Below are 23,656 nucleotides of genomic sequence, written 5' to 3'. Positions count from 1 at the left end.
GTGTATGGCGCGATACTTCCTCATCGCTAAACCGTTGATTTGATGCGGGGTTTTCTTTAACTGCTTGATTCATAAGGATTTTGCTGTTCTATCTGGCGTAAATTGTTTCCCCGTTAAGCCTCGCTAAACCAAGCATACACTTCGCTTTTAGCGTAGCTTTTTCGGCTGGCGTCAGGGGGAAGTTACGCTACAATTCCGGCGCATCACGCGTGTGGTGAAAAGTTACGCCGGAGGGGTTATGCATTTTGACGCGAGGGCCGCAAAGCTGCTGCAGCCTGGTCAACACTTAACAGTCCCTGATTATCCTGGGCTGAGGTTGAAAGCTACCGAGTCTACCCGAACCTGGGTCTATAGATACAAAAGCCCGGTCGACGGGAAGATGCGTCAGGTGAAGATTGGTTCGTGGCCGGCGATGTCGGTCGCGGCCGCGATTGTACGTTGGGAGGAGCTTAAGGTCGAGCGCGATGCTGGCGTCGACCTGGCTGTGCAGCGCCGGGATGAGCGCAAGCAGGCTCAAGAGCTGGCCAACTCGGAGAAGGAGTCCGCGAGGCTCGCCAGCCTATCGGTCAGTGAAGTTTGTACGTTCTACCTTGAGGGATACATCCGACTGAACCGAATGGAGAAGGGGTACAAAGAGGTTAAGCGAACCTTCGAAAAGATGCTGGGTGAGTTCGGAGACGCGCCATGTGTGGGAGCGTTCCAAGGAGAAGGTGGATGATCGGCGTCGTACCGAATGGGGCAAGCGCATCTATGCCCGACGCAAGGAAACGGTAGAACGCAGCTTCGCCGACGCCAAGCAATTGCACGGACATCGTTATGCCCGTATGCGGGGATTGCGCAAGGTCGCCGAGCAGTGCTTGTTGGCGGCGGCGGCCCAGAACATGAAGAAGATTGCCCTGTTGGTGGCGCGCTTGCGCGCGCTTTTACACGGTTTGAGCGCCTCTGCCAGCGTACAAAAGTGGCTACAGCGAAAAATGCGCGCCTTGCTTGGCTTCTGCGCCATCGACCATCTGCAAATTACCTGCGCCTGAAAAACAAAACCCCGTGTTCGAAAACACGGGGTTCGTCATCAACCTGAGGCGGCCACCGAAGTGGCCGCCTGCCCAGTCCGCAGGGGGAGACGGACTGGAGGGGAGAGCAGGGGATCAGTGCGCCGCCGTGGTGTCGGCCACCCGGGTCGGCTTGGGTGCCAGCCAGACCGCCAGCGCCGCCAGCGAGAACGAGACCGCAGCCATCATGAAGATGTGATTGGTTGACAGCATCACCGCCTGGTTCTGTACCGTCTGCGCCAGTGACGCAGTGGCCTGTTCCAGACTCATGCCGGAGGCCATCATGCTCTGGATCGCCGCGCCGCTGCGATCGACCAGGCCCGCCAGTTCGGCATGGAAGTGGGTGGCGTCGTTTTCCCAACTGGTATTGACGATGGAGGTGGCAATGGCACCTGACATGGTGCGGCAAAAGCTCATCAGGCCAGCTGCCGAGGCGGTCTCTTCTTCGTTCACGCTGGACAGCGCCAGGCTAGTCAGTGGCACGAAGAACAGCGGCAAACCGATGCCCTGCAGGAACAAGGGCCAGCCGATCTGGAAGAACGACATATCGGTGGTGTTGAAGGCCCGCACGAAGGTGATCAAGCCCAGCCAGGTCACGCCGAAGCACACCAGCTTGCGCGCATCGATGGTGGCCGACATCTTGGCCACCAGCGGCGCGGTCATCACCGCCAGGATGCCGGTCAGCGCCGAGATGCAGCCCGACCAGGTGGCGGTATAACCCATGTAGCCCTGCAGCCAGAGCGGGGTCAATACCACCGAGCCGAAGAAGGCGCCGAAGGCCAGGCAGATGGTGGTGACGCTGGCAGTGAAGCCGCGATGGCGGAATACCCGCAGGTCGACGATGGGATTGTGCTCGGTCAGCTCCCAGATCAGGAAGGCGATGAAGAACACCACCGCCGTGATGGCCAGCAGCACGATCTCGGTGGAGGCGAACCAATCCTTTTCCTTGCCTTCGTCCAGCATCAGTTGCAGCGCCGCTACCCACACCACCATCAGGATCAGCCCGATGCGGTCGATGGGCAGCTTGCTGGTCTTGGTTTCGAAGCGCTTGAGCATACGCCAGCCGAGATAGCCGCAGATCAGCGCCACCGGCACGTTGATCCAGAAGATGTAGGGCCAGCTGTACTGGTCGCACAGCACCCCGCCCAGGATCGGGCCGGCAATCGGCGCCACCAGCGTGGTCATGGCCCACAGGCCCACGGCAGCCGGCGCCTTTTCCTTGGGGAAGATGCGCAGCAGCAGGGTCTGCGAGAGCGGCATGAGTGGACCACCGGCTAAGCCCTGCATGACCCGGAAGGCGATCAACATGCCCAGCGAATTGGCCAGGCCGCACAGCGCCGAGAACAGCCCGAACATGATCATTGACAGGATGAACACGCGCACCGTGCCGAAGCGATTGGCCAGCCAGCCGGTCAGCGGCACCGTGATGGCCTCGGCCACCGCATAGGAGGTGATGACGTAGGTGCCTTGGCTGGTGGAGGCGCCCAGCGCCCCGGAAATGGTCGATACCGAGACGTTGGCGATGGTGGTATCGAGCACCGCGATGAAGTTGGCCGCCGCCAGCAGGATGCCGGCGCCCACCAGCTGGCCGCCGCTCAGCGGCGCCTCCAGAGGACCAGGCTGCGGGGCTGGCAGATCGCCGGCCTCTGCGCTCAATGTGGATGACATGATGAAGTTCTCTCAGTCGTGGTCGCCGGCTTACAGCGCGGCAGCCTTGGTATCGGTGTTCTGGGCCGACTTGGCCTGCACGTTACCGGCCTGGATCTGGCCGCGGGTATCGATTTCCACCACCATCGACAGGCCCACCGACAGCGGGTGTTGGGCCAGTTCCTTGGGGTCCAGCGAGATGCGCACTGGCAGGCGCTGCACCACCTTGATCCAATTGCCGGTGGCATTCTGCGCCGGGATCACCGCAAAGGCCGAACCGGTGCCGCCCGACAGGCCCGTGACCACGCCGTGGTACTCCACCGAGCCGCCATAGAGGTCGGAGGTCATCGTCACCGGCTGCCCGATGCGCACCTTGGTCAACTGGCCTTCCTTGAAGTTGGCATCCACGTGCATCTGTTGCATCGGCACCACCGACAGCAGGCTGGCGCCGCTCTGCACGCGCTGGCCGACCTGCACCTGGCGCCGTGCGATGACGCCATCGACCGGCGAGCGCAGCACGGTGCGCTCCAGGTCCAGCTTGGCCTGATCCAGCTTGGCACGGGCCAGGACCACTTCCGGGTTGTCCTCGACAGTGGTGTCGGCGGTCAACACGGTGCTGGCCTTCTGCGCGCCCTGGGTGGCCTTGATATTGGCACGGGACTGCACTTCTGCCGCTTCGGCCGCCTTCAGGTTGGCCTGCGCGGTCAGCAGGGCAGTGCGGGCATTGGTCAGTTCTTCACCGGAGACCGAACCCGACTTGGCCAGCGCTTCGCGGCGCTGCAGGTCGATCTGGGCGCGCTGCAGATCGGCCTGGGCCGACAGCAGCTGGGCGCTGGCGCGCTTCTGGTCTGCTTCACGGGCCAGCACCTGGGCTGCCAGGCCGGCATCGTTGGCGAAGTAACCCCGGACCTTACGCTCGGTGCGGTCCAGGTCGGCGGCGGCCTGGTCCACGGCCAGCTTGGCGTCGGCGTCATCGATGCGCACCAGCACGTCGCCCTTCTTGACGGCCTGGGTATCGACCACATCGACGGCGGCCACGATGCCATTGATGGCCGGGGTGACGGTGGCCACTTCGGTGCCGGTATAGGCATTGTCGGTCTCGACGTAGCGCGAGCCGATCAGGTACCAGTAGGCGCCGTAACCGACGGCGACGATGGCGACCACGCCGCCGAAGATGGCAAAGAGCTTCTTGCGCTTTTGCGTGTTGGCGGCGCGCTCGGCGGCTTCGTTGCGCTGCTTGGCCTCTTCGGCCAGGGTGTGGGCGGCTTGGGAATCGCTATGGGACATGATGATCAACCTTTCGCTTGCGGTTCGGTGTGGAGCGCGTGGGCGCTGTCTTGGCTCTTGCTGTTGTCGGCGGCACGGTAGCCGCCACCCAGGGCACGCACCAGCGCGACATCCAGAGTGAACATGCGCGAGCGCAGATCGGAGAGTTGGCGCAGGTTGCTGATGAGGGTGTCCTGCGCATTGAGCACGTCGAGGTAATTGGCCAGGCCACCGTTGTAGCGGTTGCTGACAATGCGATAAGCCTCGTCGGCGGCATCGGCCGCAGCTTTTACATCGGCCAGGCGGCCAGTCAGGGCTTTCTCGCTCACACCCACGTCGGCCACGTCCTGCAGGGCCTGGGTCACGGCCTGGTCATAGTTGGCCACGGCTTCGTCATAGCTGGCGCTGGCCGAGCGGAACTGTCCGCGCAGACGGCCGCCATTGAAGATGGGTAGCGAGATGGCCGGGCCGACGCTGCCGATGTCGGAGCCGCTGCGGGTCAGCATGCTCAGGCCCAGCGATTGGAAACCGATATAGGCCGACAAGTTGACGTTGGGGTAGAACGCCGCCCGCGCCACCTTGATCTGTTTGCCCGCCGCTTCAGCGCGCAGACGGGCAGCCACGATATCGGGCCGGCGGCCCAGCAGTTCCACCGGCAGTTGCTGCGGCAGGCCGAAGGGTTTGGACAGGTCGATCTGGGGTCGCGCCAGTTGCAGGCCGCGATCCGGGCCGGCACCGGCCAGCGCGGCCAGCTTGTTGCGTTGCAGGGCGATGGATTCGTCGGTGGCCTTGAGGTCGGCCTGGGCGATGGCGCGCCGGGCCTCCATCTGCATCACCGAGCCGCGCGTCTCCAGGCCATTGGCAAAGCGCTGCTTGAACAGGTCCAGGGTTTCCACTCGCACCTTCAAGGCCGCTTCATTGGTATCGCGCTGGGCATACAACTGGGCCAGTTCGGCATAGGCCGAGGCAATCGAGGTGGCCAGGGTGATGCGCGCTTGGGCGGCATCGGCACGGCTGGCTTCCAGTTCCGAGGTGGCCGCAGCCAAGGCTGCGCGGTTCTTGCCCCAGAAGTCGATTTCATAGCTGAAATCCAGGCTGGTGCGGGTTTCGTTGTTGTAGCCGTGCGGCACCAGCGCAGGCGGGAAGCCGTTGTTGTAGGACTGCTTCATGTGGTCCAGCGAGGCATTGCCGCTCACTTCCGGGAGCAGTGCTGCACCTTGCTGCTGGGCCGCGCCCTCAGCCTTCATCAGGCGCGCCTTGGCCACTGCCATGGAGGGTGCGCTTTGCAGGGCTTCATCGATGAGACTGTTCAGTTGCGCATCGCCATAGACCGTCCACCATTGATCGCTGGGCCAGGTCGCTTGGAGCGCGCTGGCGGCCAGGCTCTGGTTGCTCTGGTAGTGATCGATGGACTTGGGTTCGGCACGCGGGCCCAGATCGGTAAAGGAAGCACAGCCCGCCATGAGCGCTGCCGCCAGCACGGCCGCCGAGGCCGACGCCGTTTGCCGCCAGGGCCGGCCGCGCTTCTGCGCCAGGGGCGCGGCCGGGTCTTGGGGAGATGAGGTGTTATTCATGTTCGTGGAAAGTGGGGTGAACGAATGAATCAGGAAATCTGTGGTTTTAAAACTGTACAGTTCAGTATAGTATTCAGTATCGGAAAACGTCAAGGCTCATTGCGACAAATTACTCGTTTTTATGCGGCAATGCCGCAACAGCGATTTTTGCCTGGCATTTGAGTTGAATATGGCGGCTTTGGGCGGTATCTCCGCCTATAATTCGGGATTGGCCGCGACCACGGCCGGCATCACAGGAAAATTCATGCGCAAGAAAAGTGAAGAACGGCGGCAGGCGATGATCGACATTGCCGCCGAGGTATTCAATGAAATCGGTTTCGAAGGCGCCTCCATGGCGGAAATCTCGGCCCGTGTCGGCGGCTCCAAGGCCACGCTGTACAACTATTTCAGTTCCAAGGAAGAAATCTTCGTGGAGGTGATGATCAAGCAGGTGGGCTGCCAGTTCGAAGAGCTTTTCATGGCCTTGCGCAATGAAGACGATGTACGCAGCGGTTTATTGCGTCTGGCCGATCATTATTTGGCGGTGGTATTCCGACCCGAGGTGATTGCGGTCAAGCGGCTCGGTTCCTATTACGCCGGCAAGTCCGAGCTCGGCCCCATGCTGTATGAGCGCGGCCCCAAGCGGGGCTGGACGCGCATTGCCGAGTTCCTCAAGGTCAAGATGGACGAAGGCAAGCTGCACCCGGGCGACGCGTGGATTGCGGCCATGCAGTTCCGCGGCCTGGTGGAAGCGGAATGGATGGAAATGCGGATGCTCAATGTGGTCACCGAGATTGCGCCGGCGCAGTTGCAGGCCTCGGCGCGGCGGGCGGTGGAGGCGTTTGTGTATCTGTATCAGCCGCGGTGAGGGTGGTTCAGAGATTGAATGCATCTGAGGACAGGCGCAAAAAAACCGGGCCCACCGCAATGGCAAGCCCGGCTGGTGCCCTTAAAGCGGGGATATGAACTAGGGCCTGTTCCCATTCAATCTGCGAGTGCGAGAGGTCGCCAAGCGTTGTCTGCCTAGGCGCGGCGACGCGGCGTAGTGGTGCTACGGCAAGGAGCTGCAACAACGGCAGGCAACGCATCTCGCAGATTGAATGGGAACAGGCCCTATTCACCGCTGGTGGACCTTCACCCCCGCCGCATAAGTCGCAGCGACGGCCCGGTCATCGCCCAGGATGGCCAAGGCGAACAATTGTTCTTCGAGGCTGTCGGTGGTGGCGCTGCGGCGCGCCAGCAAGGGCGTAGCCTGGGGATCGAGGACGATGAAGTCGGCTTCGCAGCCGGGGGTGAAGCTGCCGATGGTTCCCTCCAGTTGCAAGGCACGGGCGCCGCCCAGCGTGGCCAGGTAGAACATGCGTTGCGCCGGCAGGTAGGTGCCGCCCATGCGCGCCACCTTGTAGAGCTCGTTCATGGTCTGCAGCATCGAAAAACTGGTGCCGCCTCCTACGTCGGTGGCCAATGACAGCGGTACCCGGGCCGCATCGGCGCGGGCGAAATCGAACAGGCCGCTGCCCAGGAACAGGTTGGAGGTCGGGCACAGGGTGGCTGCCGATTGGGTGGCCGCCATGCGCGCGCGGTCCTGGTCGTCCAGCCAGATGCAGTGGGCATACAGCGCCCGCTGGCGCATCAGGCCATAGCCGTCATACACATCCAGGTAGCTGCGCGCATCCGGGTACAGCTCCTTGACCCATTGCACTTCATCGGTATTTTCGGCCACGTGGGTCTGGATGTAGGTGTCCGGGTATTGCGCCGCCAATTCACCGGCCAGCTTCATCTGCTCAGGCGTGGAGGTCGGCGCAAACCGCACGGTGATGGCGTAATGCTGGCGTCCCTTGTTGTGCCAGCGGCCGATCAGTGCTTCACTCTCGCGCAGGCCCGATTCGGCGGTATCGCACAGGAAATCCGGTGCATTGCGATCCATCAGGCACTTGCCGGCCACCATGCGCAGGTTGCGCGCATGACTGGCATTGAAGAAGGCATCCACCGACTGCGGATGCACGGTGCAATAGACCGCTGCGCTGGTGGTGCCGTTGCGCAGCAGTTCGGCCAGGAAGAAGTCGGCCACTTCGGCTGCGTGTTGCGGCTGCTGGAAGCGGCGCTCGGCGGGGAAGGTGTAGTTGTCCAGCCAGGGCAGCAGGCCCGGTGCGGGTGAACCGATGATGTCGGTCTGCGGATAATGGACGTGGGTGTCGATGAAGCCGGGGCAAATGATCTTGCCGCGCAGGTCGTCGATGGCGGTGCCGGCCGGCAGGCGGGCCGACAGTTGGGCATAGTCGCCAGCGGCCTGGACCTTGCCGTCTTGCACCAGCAGGAGGCCATCGCTGTGCCATTGCGTGGCGTGTTCGTCGAAGGCGGGATCGTTGGTGAAATACAGCAGGCTGGCGCGGTAGGCTTGCAGCGGTGTGCTCATGGCGTTTCCTCAAGGCGGGCAGGCCTGGCGCGTACTGCACAGGCCGTCGATTCAATGGTCATCATACTGGAAGGCACTGTCGTGACCGTGCTTTCCGTAAGGGGGCGGGTGGAATCGAAGGGCAATCCGTATCCGCCTGGACAGCGTGTTAACAGGATTGCCAGAGGGTGACGGCAGGGTGTTCCTTCAGCCTCTGCCGTCCAGAGCGTGTGTGGCCATAGGTAATGACAATGCCTTGGATGGGGGATGGCTCAGGCGCAGCTCCCACAACTGCATCAGTTGCGCCACCACCGCGATGGCGATGCTGGCCGGTTCCTTGCCGTAGATGCCGGGGATGCCGATGGGGCAGGTGATGCGTTCCAGTTCGGCGGCGCCAAAGCCGCGTGCGGCCAGGCGATGTTCGAACTGCTTGCGCTTGGTGATGGAGCCGATCAGGCCGAACCAGGCGATGTCCTGGCGCTTGAGGATGCGTTCGGTCAATTGCTGGTCGAGGGCGTGGCTGTGGGTCATCACGAGATAATACGCGCCGGGCTCGGCCATGTCGACGGCGGCATTGGGCACGTCGGTGGCTTCGATGCGGATCTGCGCGGGCAGATCGGGCGGGAACATGTCTTCCCGCTCATCCACCCACAGCACGCGGCAGGGCAGGGTGGACAAGACCTTGACGATGGCCGCGCCCACATGGCCGGCGCCGAACAGCACCACCTGCGGCTGGTGCGCCCGGCACAGGTCGAGCAGCCAGCGATGGCCGTGACGGTCACGCAGCAGGTGGGTCTGGCGCACATCACGCAGATCCATCGGCGGCAGGCCATGGTCAGGCACATCGGGCTGGCAGTTGCGGCCATCGATTGCATGGAGTTGTTGTGCATGGATCTGGTCCAGCGGCACAGCCCGCCACAGGTCATTGCCACGGCACCACGATTGTTCCAGCACCTGCCATGTGCGCAGAGCTTCTTCATCCGCACCGATGCGCTCGAAGCAGAGCACCACCACGCCGCCGCAGCACTGGCCCAAGCTAGGGCCGAGCGCGATGCGCTCCAGCCGGCGCTGTCCGGGCAGTGAGGCGGCATCGGTTTGCAGCATGGCGCGTGCAATCTGCGCCGCGCGCCATTCCAGATGGCCGCCGCCGATGGTATCGAACTGCTGATCGGCACTATAGACCATGCGAGCGCCGGGTTCGCGCGGGGTCGAACCCTGGATCTGCGCCACCGTCACCAGCACCGCGGGGATGGCCTCTTGCTGCATCCGGCGCAGGGCGCTTAACCATGTCGTCATGATCGTTCTCCGGTGGCGGTCTTACTGGATCGCGGTGGCCGCGCGCACGGCATCGACCGCGTCGAGAATGGCTTCACTGGTGGCCGGGGCGCGCAACGGCGGGTTCACGCGATGTTGGCCCACCGCCGAGACCGCATCGCGAATGGCCAGGAACACCGAGAACGGCAGCAGCAACGGCGGCTCGCCTACCGCCTTGGAACGGTGGATGGTGTCGGACACATTGCTGTTGGCATACAGCTCGGTGCGCAAGGCTGCCGGGCAATCCGAGATGGCCGGGATCTTGTAGGTCGAGGGGGCGTGCGTCATCAGCTTGCCATCCTGGCTCCACCACAGTTCCTCGGTGGTCAGCCAGCCCATGCCCTGGATGAACCCGCCTTCGACCTGGCCGATGTCCAGCGCCGGGTTCAGGCTTTCACCAGCGTCATACAGCAGGTCGGCCTGCAGCAACTTCCATTCACCGGTCAGGGTGTCGATCACCACTTCGGACACCGCCGCCGCATAGGCGTAATAGAAGAAGGGATGGCCGTACATACGCTTGGCATCCCAATGCACCTTGGGCGTGGAATAGAAACCATCGGACCACAACTGCACGCGTTGCAGGTAAGCCTGCATCACCAGTTCGACAAAGGGCAGCGACTGTTCACCGGCTATCACCAGGCCATCGGCAAAGCGCAGCGCCGAGCTCTCCACCTTGAAATGCCGGGCCGCCACCTCGGCCAGGCGCGCACGGATCTGCAGGGCCGCATCCTGCGCCGCCTTGCCGTTGAGGTCGCTGCCGGTGGAGGCAGCGGTGGCCGAGGTGTTGGCGACCTTGCTGGTGTCGGTGGCGCTGCAGCGCACCTTTTCCAGCGGTACGCCCAGGGCGTGGGCCACCACCTGCGCCACCTTGGTGTTCAAGCCTTGTCCCATCTCGGTGCCACCGTGATTGACCAGCACCGAACCATCGGTATAGACATGCACCAGCGCGCCGGCCTGGTTCAGGTGCGGCACGTTGAAGGAAATGCCGAACTTCACCGGAGTGAGCGCCAGGCCTTTCTTCAACACCGTATTGGCGGCATTGAAGCGGGCGATCTCGCCGCGCCGTTCCTGGTAGCGGCTGCTCTGTTCGAGTTGGTCCACCAGGCCATGGATGACGTTGTCTTCCACCTTCTGACCGTAGTGGGTAACGTTGCGTGCCAGCGGTCCTTCTTCCTCGCTGGGACCGTAGAAGTTATTGCGGCGGATCTCCAGCGGATCGCGTCCGAGATTGCGGGCGATCTCATCGATGATGTACTCGATGGCCAGCGCCCCCTGCGGTCCGCCGAAGCCGCGGAAGGCGGTATTGGACTGGGTGTGGGTCTTGCCGCACATGGCGTGGATTTCCACGTCCGAGAGATAGTAGGCATTGTCGAAGTGGCAGACCGCGCGCGTGGCCACCGGCCCGGACAGGTCGGCCGAGAAACCGGCGCGCGAGATCATATCGATCTTGGCGGCGACGATGCGGCCATCGTCGTCGTAGCCGATCTCGTAGTCATAGGCAAAGCAGTGGCGCTTGCCGGTGACCATCATGTCGTCGTCGCGGTCGGCGCGCAGCTTGACCGGACGGCGCAGGTGCGCGGCTGCCACGGCTGCTGCGCAAGCCCACAGGGCCGATTGCGATTCCTTGCCGCCGAAGCCGCCGCCCATGCGCCGGCATTCCACCAGCACGTCGTGCGCAGCCAGTTGCAGGACGGTGGCGATGTGGTGCTGCATCTCGCTGGGGTGCTGGGTCGAGCAATACACATGCATGGAGCGCCCCTCCTTGGGAATGGCATAGGAAATCTGCCCTTCCAGGTAGAACTGCTCCTGCCCGCCCACATCGAATTGCCCGCGCAGCTTGTGCGGCGCCAGCGCCAGGGCCACGGCCGGTTCGCCGCGGCTCAGGTGCATCGGCGGCAGTACGTAGGATTGCGCGGCATGGGCGGCCCGCGGGGTGAGGATGGGTGGCAGTTCTTCGTAGTCGATCACGGCCAGACGCGCCGCGCGACGGGCGCGGTCGTGGCTGTCGGCCACCACGATGAAGATGGGTTGGCCCACGTATTGCACCAGCTCGTCGGCCAGCACCGGATCGTCATGGATGATGGCGCCGCATTGGTTGTCACCGGGGATGTCTTGGGCAGTCAAGACGGCCACCACGCCCGGGGCTGTCTTGACCTTGTCCAGGTCGATGGCGCGCAGCCGGGCATGGGCTTTCTGCGACAGGCCCAGGGCCGCATGGAGCGTGCCTTGCAGCTCGACGATGTCGTCCGTGTAGGTGGCTTCACCCGTGACGTGCAAGCGTGCCGATTCATGCGGATGGGGCTTGCCCACGGTGGCCCAGTCGGCCGGCGGCGGCACCAGGGTATGAAGGAATTGTTCGCTTTGCTTGTTCATGCGCTTCTCCTGCGGAGGCTGTATATACGGTGAATACGGTGCAACCGGCGTCACGCCGCATCGACCGCAAAGGCGCGCACGTCCTGGCGCGTCAGCGGCGCCTCGGTGCGGGTTTCCAGCCAGTAGCGATAGAGCAGGTTCTGGGCGCTGCGCAGGCGATAGGAGGCGCTGGCGCGCATGTCCGACAGCGGCGCGTAATCCTGCGCCAGGGCTGCCATGGCGGCGCGCACCTGGGACTCGCTCCAGGCACCGCCCTGCAACAGCGCCTCGGCCTGGGCGGCACGCTTGGGCGTGGCTGCCATGCCACCGAAGGCGATGCGTGCCTCGCTGATGGTGTCGCCCTCCATGCGCAAGGCGAAGGCGGCACAGACCGCCGAGATATCCTGGTCGAAGCGCTTGGAGAGTTTGTAGACCCGGAAACGCACATCCTTCTGCGGCAGCGGGATGCGCACGGCTTGCACCACTTCATCGGCTTGCAGGGCCGACTTCTGGTAGGCCAGATAGAAATCTTCCAGCGCCATGACGCGCTGTCCCCGCACGCTGTAGAGCAGGATCTGCGCCCCCAGTGCGATCAGCCAGGGCATGGAGTCGCCGATGGGCGAGCCATTGGCGACATTGCCGCCCAGCGTGCCGGCATGGCGCACCGGCAGCGAGGCAAAGCGCTGCCAGAGTTCCGACAGTTCTTCCGGGTAATGGCGCGCGGCTTCGGCATAGGCCTCTTCCAGCGACACGCCGGCACCGATTTCCAGCATCTCGCCGTGCACGCTGATGGTGCGCAATTCTTCGACGCGACCGATATAAATGATATTGCCCAGCTCGCGCATCTGTTTGGTCACCCACAGGCCCACATCGGTGGAGCCGGCCAGGATGCGCGCCTGGGGCAGGGCCGCGCGCAGTTGCGCCAGTTGTTGCAGCGTACGCGGGGCGTGGAAGGTCTGGCCGGCATGGCTCACCGCCAGCGGCGCGTCGTGATCGATCTCGCGCAGGGCTTGCTTGACGGCTTCGCGGTCGAACTCCATCTTGGGCAACTCGCCCATGCGGCGTGCCGCATCGATGATGGGGCGATAGCCGGTGCAGCGGCACAGGTTGCCGGAGAGGGCGTCGTCGATCTCGCGCTTGCTGGGCGTGATGCCGTCCTTGTCATGTTTCAGGTACAGGCCCCACAGCGACATCACGAAGCCCGGCGTGCAAAAGCCGCACTGCGAACCGTGGCATTCCACCATGGCCTGTTGCACCGGATGCAGGCAGCCATCGGCCTGCTTCAGGTCTTCCACGGTAAACAGCGCCCGGCCATCGAGGGTGGGCAGGAACTGGATGCAGGAATTGACCGTCTTCAATTCCAGCTGGTCATGGCGCAACTCGCCCACCACCACGGTGCAGGCGCCGCAATCGCCTTCGGCACAGCCTTCCTTGGTGCCGGTGCAGTGAAGGTCTTCGCGCAGATGCTGCAGAACGGTGCGGGTCGTGGGTTGGCCTGCTACTTCGTGGGTCTGGCCGCGAAAATAGAACTGGATGGGGCGCTGGGTCTCTGGCATTTGGCTTTACTCAATTTGAATTGTCTACAAAACAGACTGCTTTATGGCGCGCTCCAGGGCGTATCGTGGGGCGTGCTTCTTATTGTTGGATCTGCTTTCAGGCGGCATGTCCGCTCGGGGCGGCGGCCGACCTGTGGTGTCTCCCGTGGCCAGATGGCATTCAAGAAACGTGCCGGGGTCGTCAAAAGAGGAAACGGATTGTCCGCAGCACATTGTTGCCGACGATTGTCGGATTCCCTCTTGTCACGATCCCGAAGAGGTGGGCACGCGGTTGCGGGGCCACCTCTTCGATTTTTCAATTTACTTCATACCGCTGGATTGCCGCTCACTCGCCACCGAGGTAGATGAGCTTGAACAGGAAGATGGCAGCGATGATCCAGATTACCACTGAAACATCCTTCATACGACCGGTCAGCAGCTTCAACCCGGCATAGCTGATGAAGCCCAGCGCCAGGCCATTGGCAATGGAGTAGGTGAAGGGCATGACCAGCGCGGTGATGACGGCCGGCACGCACTCGGTGGTGTCATTCCAATCAATGTGCACCAGCTCGCGCAGCATCAGGCAAGCCACGAAGAACAGCGCCGGCGCGGTCGCATAGGCCGGCACCACACCGGCCAGCGGGGCGATGAACAGGCACAGCAGGAACAGTACGGCGATGGCCACGGCGGTCAGGCCAGTGCGACCGCCGGCCTGCACGCCAGCGGCACTTTCGATGTAGGCGGTGGTGGAGGAGGTGCCCAGCAGGGAGCCGGCGACAATGGCGGTGCTGTCGGCCATCAGGGCTTTGTTGAGGCGCTCCATCTTGCCGTCCTTCATCAACCCGGCGCGGGTGGCCACGCCCATCAGGGTGCCGGTGGCGTCGAACAGTTCCACCAGGAAGAACACCAGCACCACGTTGATCAGCCCCATGGAAATGGCGCCCTTGATGTCCAGTTGCAGGAAGGTCGGCGCAATCGAGGGTGGCGCGGCGAAGATGCCGGAGAAATGATTGCCACCGAAGAGGAAGGACAGCACCGTCACCAGCAGGATGCCGATCAGCAGCGCACCGCGTACCTTGAGCCGATCCAGCGCCACAATCACCAGGAAGCCGATGCTGGCCATCACCGGCGCCGGCTGGTGCAGGTCACCCAGGGTCACGAAGGTGGCCGGATTGGCGGCGACGATGCCGGCACTCTTCAAGGAAATGATCGCCAGGAACAGACCGATGCCGGCCGGGATGGCCGTGCGCAACGAATGCGGGATGCTCTTGATGATCACTTCGCGGATGCGCAGCACGCTCACCACCAGGAACAGGCAACCCGAGATCAGCACCGCTCCCAATGCGGCCTGCCAGGGAAAGCCCATGCCCTTGACCACGGCATAGGCGAAGTAGGCGTTCAAGCCCATGCCGGGCGCCAGGCCGATGGGGTAGTTGGCGTACAGGCCCATGATCAGGGTACCCACCGCCGCTGCCACGCAGGTGGCCACGAAGACGGCATCCTTGGGCATCCCGGCGTCGCCCAGGATGGAGGGGTTGACGAAGATGATGTAGGCCATCGTCAGGAAGGTGGTCAGGCCGGCCAGCAACTCGGTGCGGACGGTGGTGCCGTTCTCTTCCAGGTGGAAGAATTTGTTGAGGACATTCATTGTGGGCGGTCTCCGTGGGTTCCGTTTTTATCCGCCGGAGCGCTCGCCTGCGGTGCGCTCAGGCGGGAAACCGGCGTTGCTGTCGGCCTTGGTGTGCGCTTTGTTGTGGCAGCGGTGCTAATGTCGTTGAATTTCATTGAGGGGATGTAAGGGCCAGGAAATAGCCATTATTAACCTGGCGTGATAAGTGGGTGGCGCTGCGCGTCGTTGACATGCGGATATGTCATCGTCTTCCAGAAATGCAAGATTTTGCCAGTTTTATTGGCTGGAGGCATCGCTCGGACTGATTTGTTGCTGAGGGTTATTTTCTTGTTTATTGGGTAGTCTGCACGGGATTTGTTCTTGCACTGTCGCTTAATGCTGATCTATCCCGAGGCTGGCACACCTTTGATATTGCCTGATCTATTTGAAATCAACCGTACCATCGTCCAGGTGGATCAGACGACGAAGCAGAACGCAGCACTCCTGGAAGAAGCCGCCCCGGCTATGTAATCCTTGAAAGACCAGGCGAACATCCTTGTGGTGGCGATGAGCTTGTTTCGGCTCGGCGCAGAGACGGTGCCATTGGTAACGCTTGGAGTGGAGCCAAGCCTCATGAGACTGTCCCCATCAAACCGCGCGATGTGGATAAACCGCGTATTGCCGAGAAAGCCAAGCCGATAAAGCGTACCGAGCTGATTAGCGAGGCTCCTGACTCAGACGTATTGAACATTACTACATCGACCGATATGTTGGGCCGTTGAGCTACTGTCTAATCACCAGATCGTCAAAGAATGGAGATGTCCTGCTGACGACATCAGGGTTCACGCAGGCGTTGCAGGCTTCCCTCTTTATTCAGCGCCAGGAGACATTTGATCAGTAATTGCTGAAACAGATCATCCTGGACCGGCTTGAGTGGTTGCAGGCGAGGGTCATGGGGCAGAGTCGATTTGCCCAATACGCTATAGAAAGCGCCGCGCACGGCAGGCGACTGTGCAGTCTGGTTTCCAACGCGGATTTCAAGAGACATCTTCATCTCTTCCTTGGTGGTGATGTATCCGTCGCCCCATTTTTCGCTTAAGCGCACACCTTGGTTCATCGCCTCGGCAATATCGGAAACGTCATCGAGAGTGACCTTGACCACTCCCACTGCATCGGTCTGACTGATCACGATCACGCCGGTTTGTTGGAATGCTGGTTCCATGATGTTGCGCAATACCACGGGGTCAGGCACAGGGAAAGGGACTTCCATGAAGTGTGTGTCGGTATCAGGCTGGCGACCATTGATCAGCCACCGCACTTCCATTTTCAGTTTCAGTGGGGCTGCGCCATTAGGAAGATCTGCCGGACTGACACGCGTCATCGTGTTGTCTGGATAGGCTGCCGTCGGATAGGGGGCGCAGCCACCGAGTATCAGTGCGCATGTACTAGCGCATAGCAGGAGCAGTTTTTTCATGAGCATGAGGTTTGGTACGCGGCAAGGCGACGTCGTTATTTATCGAAGAAGCCCAGTTCCGCTGAACCATTGACTTCGATCTTCTTGCCAACCATGGTGCTGGTTCCTTCTTCTTCGATCCATACGGCGCTGTAGGTCGGTCCCAGCTTGCCACGCACTACGTAGCTCTTGCCCGCCTCCGGCGTAAAATCGACATCGCCCTTGACCTGGTAGACGGTGCCGGTCATTGCCATGATGGGCATGGCATATGCGGTTCTTGCCACTACTTGGACTTTGAGCGGTGTAGCTGGGATACGGCGCTCCACTTTCTGCAACAGCATCATGGCGCCGCGACCCTCGCTGGCGCTTCGGGTGGCGAAGCGGACATTGTCTACCGCAATGGTATTGACACTGGCGGCATAGTACATGTCGGCCTTGCTCATGTTGAGCATGTCGGCAGAGTCCTTCAGTACGGCGCTCGGGCCAGCATAGTTGTCGGGCAGCAAGGGCGTGCGGGTGGCGCAGGCGGTCAAGGACAGGACGATGCCGACCAGCATGGACGCGCGCACGCCACCGATGATGGTTATTCGAAAGCTCATGTTTTCCCCCTATGGAATTTTTTTCGAGCCGATTAGCCTATCACGATAGCGTTCGGCAAGCACGCGACATCTTACGTCATGTGACAGCGTATTGCACACCCCGTGCTGTAGAGGATCGTCCAGCCTTTCCGGTCGGAAAAGCTTAGCGCGCCGCTTCGGCCAACTGGTGCGAGAGCCGATTATGTCGCTCCAGCACCGCCCCCAGCTCGATGGTAGTGCATTGCCCCTCGCGCACGATCACCCGGCCATTGATGATGCTGTAGTCCACATTGGCCGGGGTGCAGAACACCAGGGCCGCCACCAGATCGTGCAGCGCCCCGGCAAAGGCGATCTGGCGCGTATCGAACAACACCACATCGGCCGACATGCCGGGCTTGAGCGCGCCGATGTCGTCGCGGTTCAAGACCCTGGCCCCGCCCAGGGTGGCCATTTCCAATGCCTGGCGCGCGGTCATGGCGTCCGGTCCGAATCCCACCCGTTGCAGCAGCATGGCCTGGCGTACTTCGCCCAGCATGTGAGCGCTATCGTTGGAGGCGCTGCCATCCACACCGAGCCCGACCGCCACGCCGGCATCGAGCATCTTGCGGATGGGAGCGATACCGGAGGCCAGGCGCATGTTGGAGCAGGGGCAGTGTGCCACGCCCGTGCCGGTGCGGGCGAACAGGTCGATGCCGTGCTTATCCAGTTGCACGCAGTGGGCGTGCCAGACATCGTGGCCGACCCAGCCGCAGTCTTCGGCATATTCGGCCGGGGTCATGTTGAATTTTTCGCGGCTGTAGGCGATGTCGTTGAGGTTCTCGGCCAGGTGGGTGTGCAGCGAGACGCCATAGTGACGCGCCAGGTCGGCGGCTTCGCGCATCAGGTCGCGCGAGACCGAGAACGGCGAGCATGGCGCGACCACGATGCGTTGCATGGCGTGGCGCTTGGGGTCGTGGTAGGTCTCGATGAGGCGGCGGCTGTCTCGGAGGATGGCTTCTTCGTCTTCGACCACGCGGTCGGGTGGCAGGCCGCCCTTGGACTGGCCGACGCTCATGGCGCCGCGCGCGCCGTGGAATCTCATGCCGATGCGCGCGGCGGCTTCCAGGCTGTCGTCCAGGCGGGTCTGGTTGGGGTAGATGTAGAGGTGGTCGCTGCTGGTGGTGCAGCCCGAGAGGATTAGCTCGGCCATGGCGGTCAGCGTGGAGACCTGGATCATCTCGGGGGTCAGGCCAGCCCAGATGGGGTAGAGGTTGGTGAGCCAGTGGAACAGTTCGCCATTCTGCGCGCTGGGGATGGCGCGCGTGAGGCTCTGGTACATGTGGTGGTGGGTGTTGATGAGGCCGGGGATCACCACGTGGTGGGTGGCGTCGATGACCTCGTCGGCTTCTTGGGGCAGCTCTTGGGTCTGGCCGACTTGTTCGATGACGTTGTCGCGGATGAAGAGGGCGCCGTTGGCGATTTCTTCGCGGGTCTCGTTCATGGTGACCAGGACGCGGGCGTTCTTGATCAGCAGGGTCTTGCCGTGGGCGGGGTGTTGCATGGTGCTGGACTCCTTCTTGGGTTCCTTGTGTGGTTGATGTTGGCTTGCGGGTCGGCGCAGGTGACAGGGGGAGTCCCTTTCTTGCCCTATTGACGGCTGCGTCGGGTGGGGTTGTTGGGAGGGTTAAGGTCCGCTTAATGCTGGGTGTTGTAGCGTTATTTCTGGTTGAATTCAATTGCTATAGGTAGTCTGCACGGCATGCTGGTTTGCGCTCTAGCTTAATGTTTTTCTTTCTCCGGTCGGAGGTGAGCGCCGGGGGCGGCCCGGCAGCCGCTCACTTTCTTTGGCCCGCCAAAGAAAGTAAGCAAAGAAAGCGGCCCCCTAAGAGCCAGCCCTCCTACGGAGGGTACCCGCCGCAGCGAAGCGAAAAGTGGGAAAAATAGAGTCGCTACGCTCCCACTATTTTTCTGATCCACTTTTCGCTTCGCTGCGGCGGCTGGCCCCCAAGGGGGAAAGCATGACCGGCTCGCCTTTGGCCTCGCCCCGGTCTCCTACTCGCCTTCGGCTTTGGGTTGGATTGCCTGCGACTCCGAGTCGTTCCGCGTCGCGCTTGTTCCCTCTACCGTTCGTCCTGAGTAGCGGCCGCGCCGCGTATCGAAGGCGCGCCGTACTGTAAATCATATAAATAATTAGTTCTTCGCCCTGAAGCTACGCAGGAAATCCAGCAGGATCTGCCCCGACACCTCGGCATCATCGGCCGTCATCGTTTCCAGCGGGTTGTGGCTGATGCCGCCGTTACCGCAGCGGGTGAAGAGCATACAGACGTCGGTCAGCCTGGCAATGGCCATGGCGTCGTGGCCGGCGCCGGAGGCCAGCTCGAAGGGTGGGATGCCGGCGCGTTCGGTGGCGGCGGCTAGTTGGGCCATCAGCCAGGGGGCGCAGGGAGCCGCCGGGGCGCTCAAGGTTTCTTCGAGTTTGACGTCGATGCTGCGGCGTTCGCAGATGGCGGCGATCCTCTCCAGGATGTCCTGCACCGCAGCTTGTCGCACATCGTCACGGGCGGCGCGGATGTCCAGCGAGAGCTGGCAGGCGCCAGGGATGACGTTGGTGGAACCACGCGGAACCTGCAACTGGCCCACCGTGCCGACCAGAGCGGCGTGCTGGTCCTGCGCGCAGCGCTGCTCGACGTACAGGATGATTTCGGCCGCTGCCGCCGCAGCATCCTTGCGCATGTCCATCGGGGTGGTGCCGGCATGACTGGCTACGCCTTTCAAGTCCACCAGATAGCGCGAGCTGCCGGCAATCGAGGTGACGATGCCCACCGGCAGGTCGCGGTTGAGCAGGACCGGGCCTTGTTCGATGTGGACTTCGACGTAACCAAGGATGTCGGCGGGGTCGCGGGCGATCTGCGGGATGGCGGCTACATCGTGGCCGGCCTGGGTGATGACCTCGCGCAGGAGGATACCGTCCTTGTCCTGCAAGTCCAGCAGATTCAAGTCGAAGTGGCCGGTGATCGCATTGCTGCCCAGGAAGGTGCTCTTGAAACGCACGCCTTCTTCTTCCGAAAACCCGATCACCTCGACATGGAAGGGCAGGCTCTCGCCACGCTCGTGCAGGTGCTTGATCACGGCGATGGGCAGCAGGATGCCTTCGCGGCCATCGTACTTGCCGCCATTGCGCACCGTGTCGTAGTGCGAACCGGTCAGCAAGGTCTTGGCCTGCGGGTCGCTGGAGAGGTAGCGGCCAACCACGTTGCCCACGGCGTCGATGTGGACGAGCATTCCGGCCTCGCGCATCCATTGGGCGATCTGCGCGGCGGTGCGGCGGTGGGTGTCGGTGAGGTAGGTGCAGGTGAGGGCGCCTTCGTCTTCGGACAGGGCGCCGATGTCTTCGGCCCATTGCATGACGGTGGCGCCCAAGGCCGGGTGATAGCCGAGCAGCTCGTTGAGGCGCAGTTCGGCAATGCGACCGATCTGGCGCAGGGCTTCACGCAGCTCATCGGCGACCTGGTTGCGCAGGCGGCGGGAGAAGGTGGCGATGATCTGCTGGCGCGTCAGGCCGGCACCGGTCGGGCCCTTGACAGCCAAGATGAAGGGGAAGCCGAACTTGGCGTTGTAGTTCGCATTGAGGGTTTGCAGGGTGGCGAATTCTTCCGGGCTGCACAGGTTCAGGCCGGCTCGGGCTTGTTCGCCGGTGGATTCGGCGGTCAGCTCGCCGGCAATGGCGGCGCGCCCTGCCAGTTCGGGGTGGGCGCGGATGAGGCCCAGTTGCTCGGCGTGGCTGGCTTCGCTGACGACGTTCTGCAGGGCCAGCTTGAGCGCGGTGAGAGTGCGGAATGGGCGCTGCGCGGCGGCGCGTTCGGGAATCCAGGGCGAGTGTTCGTAGATGCCGTGCAGGGCGGCGATGAAGGCCGAGCGCTCGGCCTGGTTCAATTGGTCCAGTGTGGTGGTCATGTAGTTGCCGGCCGGCATGGCGCCGGCGCCCTCGCTTGTTCGTTGGTGATGCGCTCAAAAACGGCGCCGGCAATCTGTAGCAATCTGTACCTCAGGATTGTCGGCGCCCATTGTTGCGTGCGGCTGTTGTCTCAAACTGTGCAGCCAGGCCCGTCCGGTGGGCATCTGGGCGCGTTGGAGTGCAGATGAGACTTTAAAACATCTTGGCGCGGATGACATCAATGCTTTCATCTGGAGAGTATGGCTTCAGGCCCGCGCCTGGGCCATCGTCTTGGCCGCCGCGCTGACCTGGGCGCGCAGCCATTTGTGTTCGGTCGCCTGGTGCACGCGCTCATGCCAGAGCTGGTAGAAGCGCAGCGGCGGGAATTTGATGGGCACCGTATAGCTTTTCAGAGGCAGCAGTTTTTCGTAGAAGCGGGCGAACTGCTGGCCGGCTGTCAGCACCAGGTCGGTCTGCGCCACCATGTAGGGCAACATGCGGAAGTGGGCGGACTCGACCACCACGTTGCGGCGCAGGTTCTGTTTTTCCAGGAAGCTGTCGATGCTGCCGTGGTAGCCGGGCAGGATCTGCGACGGGGCGGCATGGGGCAGGTCCAGGTAATCCTCCATGCGCATGGCCTCGCGCGCGGTGCGCTTGGCGTAGGCGCAGTCGGCGCGCATCAGGCAGACGATGGGGTCGTCGAACAGCTTGGAGAGGTGCAGGTGGGCCGGTGGCGCATCCCAGTTGGCGATCACCAGGTCCAGGTCGCCATCCGAGAGCCGGCGCACGTAGTCGGTATCGGGCCCCAGGGCATGGATGACGATGCGGCTGCGTGGCGACTCGCGGCGCACGCGGGCGATCACTTCGGTGAAGAAGGGGGTGTTCATGTAGTCCGGCGCGGCCAGGTGGAAGGTGCGCTCTTCCTCCTGCGGCACGAAGGCGGTCTTGGGCACGAACAGGCGCTCGGTTTCATCGAGGATGCGCTTGGCGGGCTTCAACAGGCTCTCGCCATGCTGGGTCGGCACCATGCCACGCGCCCCGCGCACCAGCAGCGGATCGCCGGTCAGTTCGCGCAGCTTGCGCAGCGAGGCCGAGATCGAGGGTTGCGGCTGGTTCAGTTTCAACGCCACCCGCGAGACATTCTTTTCGCACAGCAACAGGTAGAGGATGCGGATGAGGTGGATATCGAGATGGTCAGGCAGCCTGGACATGGACATGTCTCCGGGGTTTGGGTGGCGGGGCAGGTGACGGTTTTTCGTTCACTCTGGGGTGGCTGCATCGGGGCAGGCGCATGATCGTTGCGGTCGCCGAGGCCGGCGTGGGCCAGGGCTGCGGCCGCAGCGTCTCTCATCCAGAGGGTATTTTTGTATATTGTTATTCGTATGTCAAATATACGTTGGTAACCATGTTGTGGAGCAGTGCCGCGTTTATCGTTCGTGCAACCGGTTCGTGCCAGCCATTGCCAGCCTCACGAGGGCAGCGCCGCAGGCAGGACCGCACAACAGATGGCCACAGCCATCGGGTCGTAGCGGCAGCGATGACCAGGAGAGCCGGGGCGGCCATGTCTTTTGCCCCGGCTTCCTGGCGCGCGGAAAGCCTTCACTCCACACAGCCACGGATTCCCCTGTGACATGCCTGGGGAGGGAAGACTTTCATGGCGGCCCTTTCCTGAGGCAATGCCTCGCCTGTTCGCAGTAGCTCGCGGTGGCGGACAGTCATTCTGCGTGGGGAAGACATGGAAGCAATCCTGGTTGCATATGGTCTCGAATGGGCCAATCTGCTGGTCCGCTGGCTGCACTTGATTACCGGTATCGCCTGGATCGGCGCCTCGTTCTATTTCGTCTGGCTGGACAATTCCATCCGGCCGCCCAAGCCGGGCAGCGACCTGGAAAAGAAGGGCGTCTCCGGCGAGCTGTGGGCAGTGCACGGTGGCGGTTTCTACCATCCGCAAAAATATCTGGTGGCGCCGGCCGAATTGCCCGCCGAACTGCACTGGTTCAAGTGGGAAGCCTATGCCACCTGGATGAGCGGCATCGCCATGCTGTTGATCGTCTATTACTTCAATGCCTCGGCGATGATGGTGGACAAGTCGGTGGCCGATCTCTCCGGTTTGCAGGCCGTGGGGGTGGGTATCGCTACGCTGGTGCTGGGCTGGATCGTCTATGACCTGTTGTGCCGCTCGCCGCTGGGTAAGCGTGAAGGCTTGCTGGGGCTGGTGATGTTCGTCTTCATCGTGGCCGTGGCCTACCTGCTCACGCACCTGCTCTCAGGTCGTGCTGCCTACATCCATGTGGGGGCGATGATCGGCACCATCATGGTGGGCAATGTGCTCATGGTCATCATTCCGGGGCAGCGCAAGCTGGTGGCGGCGATGCAGGCCGGTCGCGCGCCCGATCCCATCCATGGCCAGCGCGGCAAGCAGCGCAGCGTACACAACAATTACTTCACGCTGCCCATTCTCTTCATCATGATCAGCAACCACTATGCGATGACCTACACCCATACCTATAGCTGGCTGGTGCTGGCCGCGATCATGGCGGCCGGGGTGTTGATCCGTCACTTCTTCAATCTGCGCCACAAGGGCAGGATCGCGGTGGCTTATCCGCTGGCCGGGGTGGCCTTGCTGTTGGTGGTGGCGATAGCCATTGCACCGCGCCCGGTGGTGCCCACTGTGCCTGTAGCGCAAGGCGCAGGTGGTGGCGCATCGGTGGCCACGGTGCCAGCAGCTGCACCGGACTTTGCCAGGATCCAGTCCATCATCACCCAGCGCTGCGCCACCTGCCACTCCGATAAACCGACCCAGCCCGGCTTTGCCACCGCCCCGGCCGGCATGATGCTGCAAACGCCCGAACTGATCCACCAGCACGCCGCCAAGATCTTCCAGCGCGCCGTGCAGACCAGGGACATGCCGCTGGCCAACCTGACCCGGATGACCGATGAAGAACGCGCCGAATTGGCGGCATGGTTCCAGGCGGGCGCCAAATAAAATAAA

Annotated in this window: 16 protein-coding genes and 1 pseudogene; 4 read left to right on the top strand and 13 right to left on the bottom strand. The window is 62.6% G+C overall.

All coding sequences use genetic code 11. The features are described 5' to 3' along the window. Positions 1–238: 238 nt before the first annotated feature. The gene (locus tag RC54_RS17345) at positions 239–718 is read left to right on the top strand and encodes an Arm DNA-binding domain-containing protein (RefSeq protein ID WP_061790183.1); all 480 of its coding nucleotides are present in this window, start codon (positions 239–241) and stop codon (positions 716–718) included. Continuing rightward, positions 678–1,031 (top strand): annotated as a pseudogene (locus RC54_RS17340) (transposase); the annotation flags it as partial. The gene RC54_RS17345 and the pseudogene RC54_RS17340, both read left to right, overlap by 41 nt. Before the next feature lie 114 nt (positions 1,032–1,145). Here RC54_RS17340 and RC54_RS17335 read toward each other — a convergent pair. Genes RC54_RS17335 through RC54_RS17325 form a run of 3 tightly spaced genes read right to left on the bottom strand, consistent with a single transcriptional unit; the run spans position 1,146 to position 5,536 of the window. Next, the gene (locus tag RC54_RS17335) at positions 1,146–2,717 is read right to left on the bottom strand and encodes a DHA2 family efflux MFS transporter permease subunit (RefSeq protein WP_174526132.1); all 1,572 of its coding nucleotides are present in this window, start codon (positions 2,715–2,717) and stop codon (positions 1,146–1,148) included. Between the two features lie 30 nt (positions 2,718–2,747). Continuing rightward, on the bottom strand, positions 2,748–3,983 hold the full coding sequence (locus RC54_RS17330; RefSeq protein WP_174526133.1) for an HlyD family secretion protein: 1,236 nt from the start codon (positions 3,981–3,983) through the stop codon (positions 2,748–2,750). Between the two features lie 5 nt (positions 3,984–3,988). Next, a complete protein-coding gene (locus tag RC54_RS17325) occupies positions 3,989–5,536 on the bottom strand; it encodes an efflux transporter outer membrane subunit (protein WP_373281454.1) in 1,548 nt (515 codons plus the stop codon). A gap of 244 nt (positions 5,537–5,780) precedes the next feature. Here RC54_RS17325 and RC54_RS17320 point away from each other — a divergent pair, with 244 nt between their 5' ends. After that, on the top strand, positions 5,781–6,383 hold the full coding sequence (locus RC54_RS17320) for a TetR/AcrR family transcriptional regulator (protein WP_058897610.1): 603 nt from the start codon (positions 5,781–5,783) through the stop codon (positions 6,381–6,383). Positions 6,384–6,632: 249 nt separating this feature from the next. Here RC54_RS17320 and guaD read toward each other — a convergent pair whose 3' ends face one another. The 10 genes from guaD to RC54_RS17270 form a co-directional block, all read right to left on the bottom strand. Further along, positions 6,633–7,931 carry a guanine deaminase gene (gene guaD, locus RC54_RS17315; protein ID WP_061790186.1) on the bottom strand — a complete coding sequence of 433 codons (1,299 nt, stop codon included), beginning with the start codon at positions 7,929–7,931 and terminating at the stop codon, positions 6,633–6,635. Between the two features lie 186 nt (positions 7,932–8,117). Then, entirely contained in the window at positions 8,118–9,206 is a 1,089-nt protein-coding gene (gene xdhC, locus RC54_RS17310; RefSeq protein WP_061790187.1) for a xanthine dehydrogenase accessory protein XdhC, read from the bottom strand. Between the two features lie 21 nt (positions 9,207–9,227). After that, entirely contained in the window at positions 9,228–11,597 is a 2,370-nt protein-coding gene (gene xdhB, locus RC54_RS17305; protein ID WP_058896259.1) for a xanthine dehydrogenase molybdopterin binding subunit, read from the bottom strand. A 50-nt stretch (positions 11,598–11,647) separates the two neighbouring features. Beyond that, positions 11,648–13,132 (bottom strand): xanthine dehydrogenase small subunit, encoded by a 1,485-nt coding sequence (gene xdhA / locus RC54_RS17300; RefSeq protein ID WP_061790188.1) that lies wholly within the window; start codon positions 13,130–13,132, stop codon positions 11,648–11,650. A 325-nt stretch (positions 13,133–13,457) separates the two neighbouring features. Continuing rightward, positions 13,458–14,759 (bottom strand): NCS2 family permease, encoded by a 1,302-nt coding sequence (locus tag RC54_RS17295; RefSeq protein WP_058896257.1) that lies wholly within the window; start codon positions 14,757–14,759, stop codon positions 13,458–13,460. 796 nt (positions 14,760–15,555) lie between these two features. Continuing rightward, positions 15,556–16,194 (bottom strand): hypothetical protein, encoded by a 639-nt coding sequence (locus RC54_RS17290; protein ID WP_156481324.1) that lies wholly within the window; start codon positions 16,192–16,194, stop codon positions 15,556–15,558. Between the two features lie 35 nt (positions 16,195–16,229). Then, positions 16,230–16,772 carry a hypothetical protein gene (locus RC54_RS17285; protein WP_156481325.1) on the bottom strand — a complete coding sequence of 181 codons (543 nt, stop codon included), beginning with the start codon at positions 16,770–16,772 and terminating at the stop codon, positions 16,230–16,232. A gap of 142 nt (positions 16,773–16,914) precedes the next feature. Next, the gene (locus RC54_RS17280) at positions 16,915–18,291 is read right to left on the bottom strand and encodes an 8-oxoguanine deaminase (protein WP_061790191.1); all 1,377 of its coding nucleotides are present in this window, start codon (positions 18,289–18,291) and stop codon (positions 16,915–16,917) included. Between the two features lie 629 nt (positions 18,292–18,920). After that, on the bottom strand, positions 18,921–20,684 hold the full coding sequence (locus RC54_RS17275) for an allantoate amidohydrolase (protein WP_174526148.1): 1,764 nt from the start codon (positions 20,682–20,684) through the stop codon (positions 18,921–18,923). A 246-nt stretch (positions 20,685–20,930) separates the two neighbouring features. Further along, on the bottom strand, positions 20,931–21,875 hold the full coding sequence (locus tag RC54_RS17270; protein ID WP_061790539.1) for a LysR substrate-binding domain-containing protein: 945 nt from the start codon (positions 21,873–21,875) through the stop codon (positions 20,931–20,933). A gap of 524 nt (positions 21,876–22,399) precedes the next feature. Here RC54_RS17270 and RC54_RS17265 point away from each other — a divergent pair. Then, positions 22,400–23,650 carry a urate hydroxylase PuuD gene (locus tag RC54_RS17265; protein WP_061790538.1) on the top strand — a complete coding sequence of 417 codons (1,251 nt, stop codon included), beginning with the start codon at positions 22,400–22,402 and terminating at the stop codon, positions 23,648–23,650. Positions 23,651–23,656: the final 6 nt, after the last annotated feature.

Source organism: Herbaspirillum rubrisubalbicans, from assembly GCF_003719195.1.
In the GTDB taxonomy this organism is placed as follows: domain Bacteria; phylum Pseudomonadota; class Gammaproteobacteria; order Burkholderiales; family Burkholderiaceae_D; genus Herbaspirillum; species Herbaspirillum rubrisubalbicans.
This window is presented reverse-complemented; position numbering and strand designations above follow the sequence as displayed.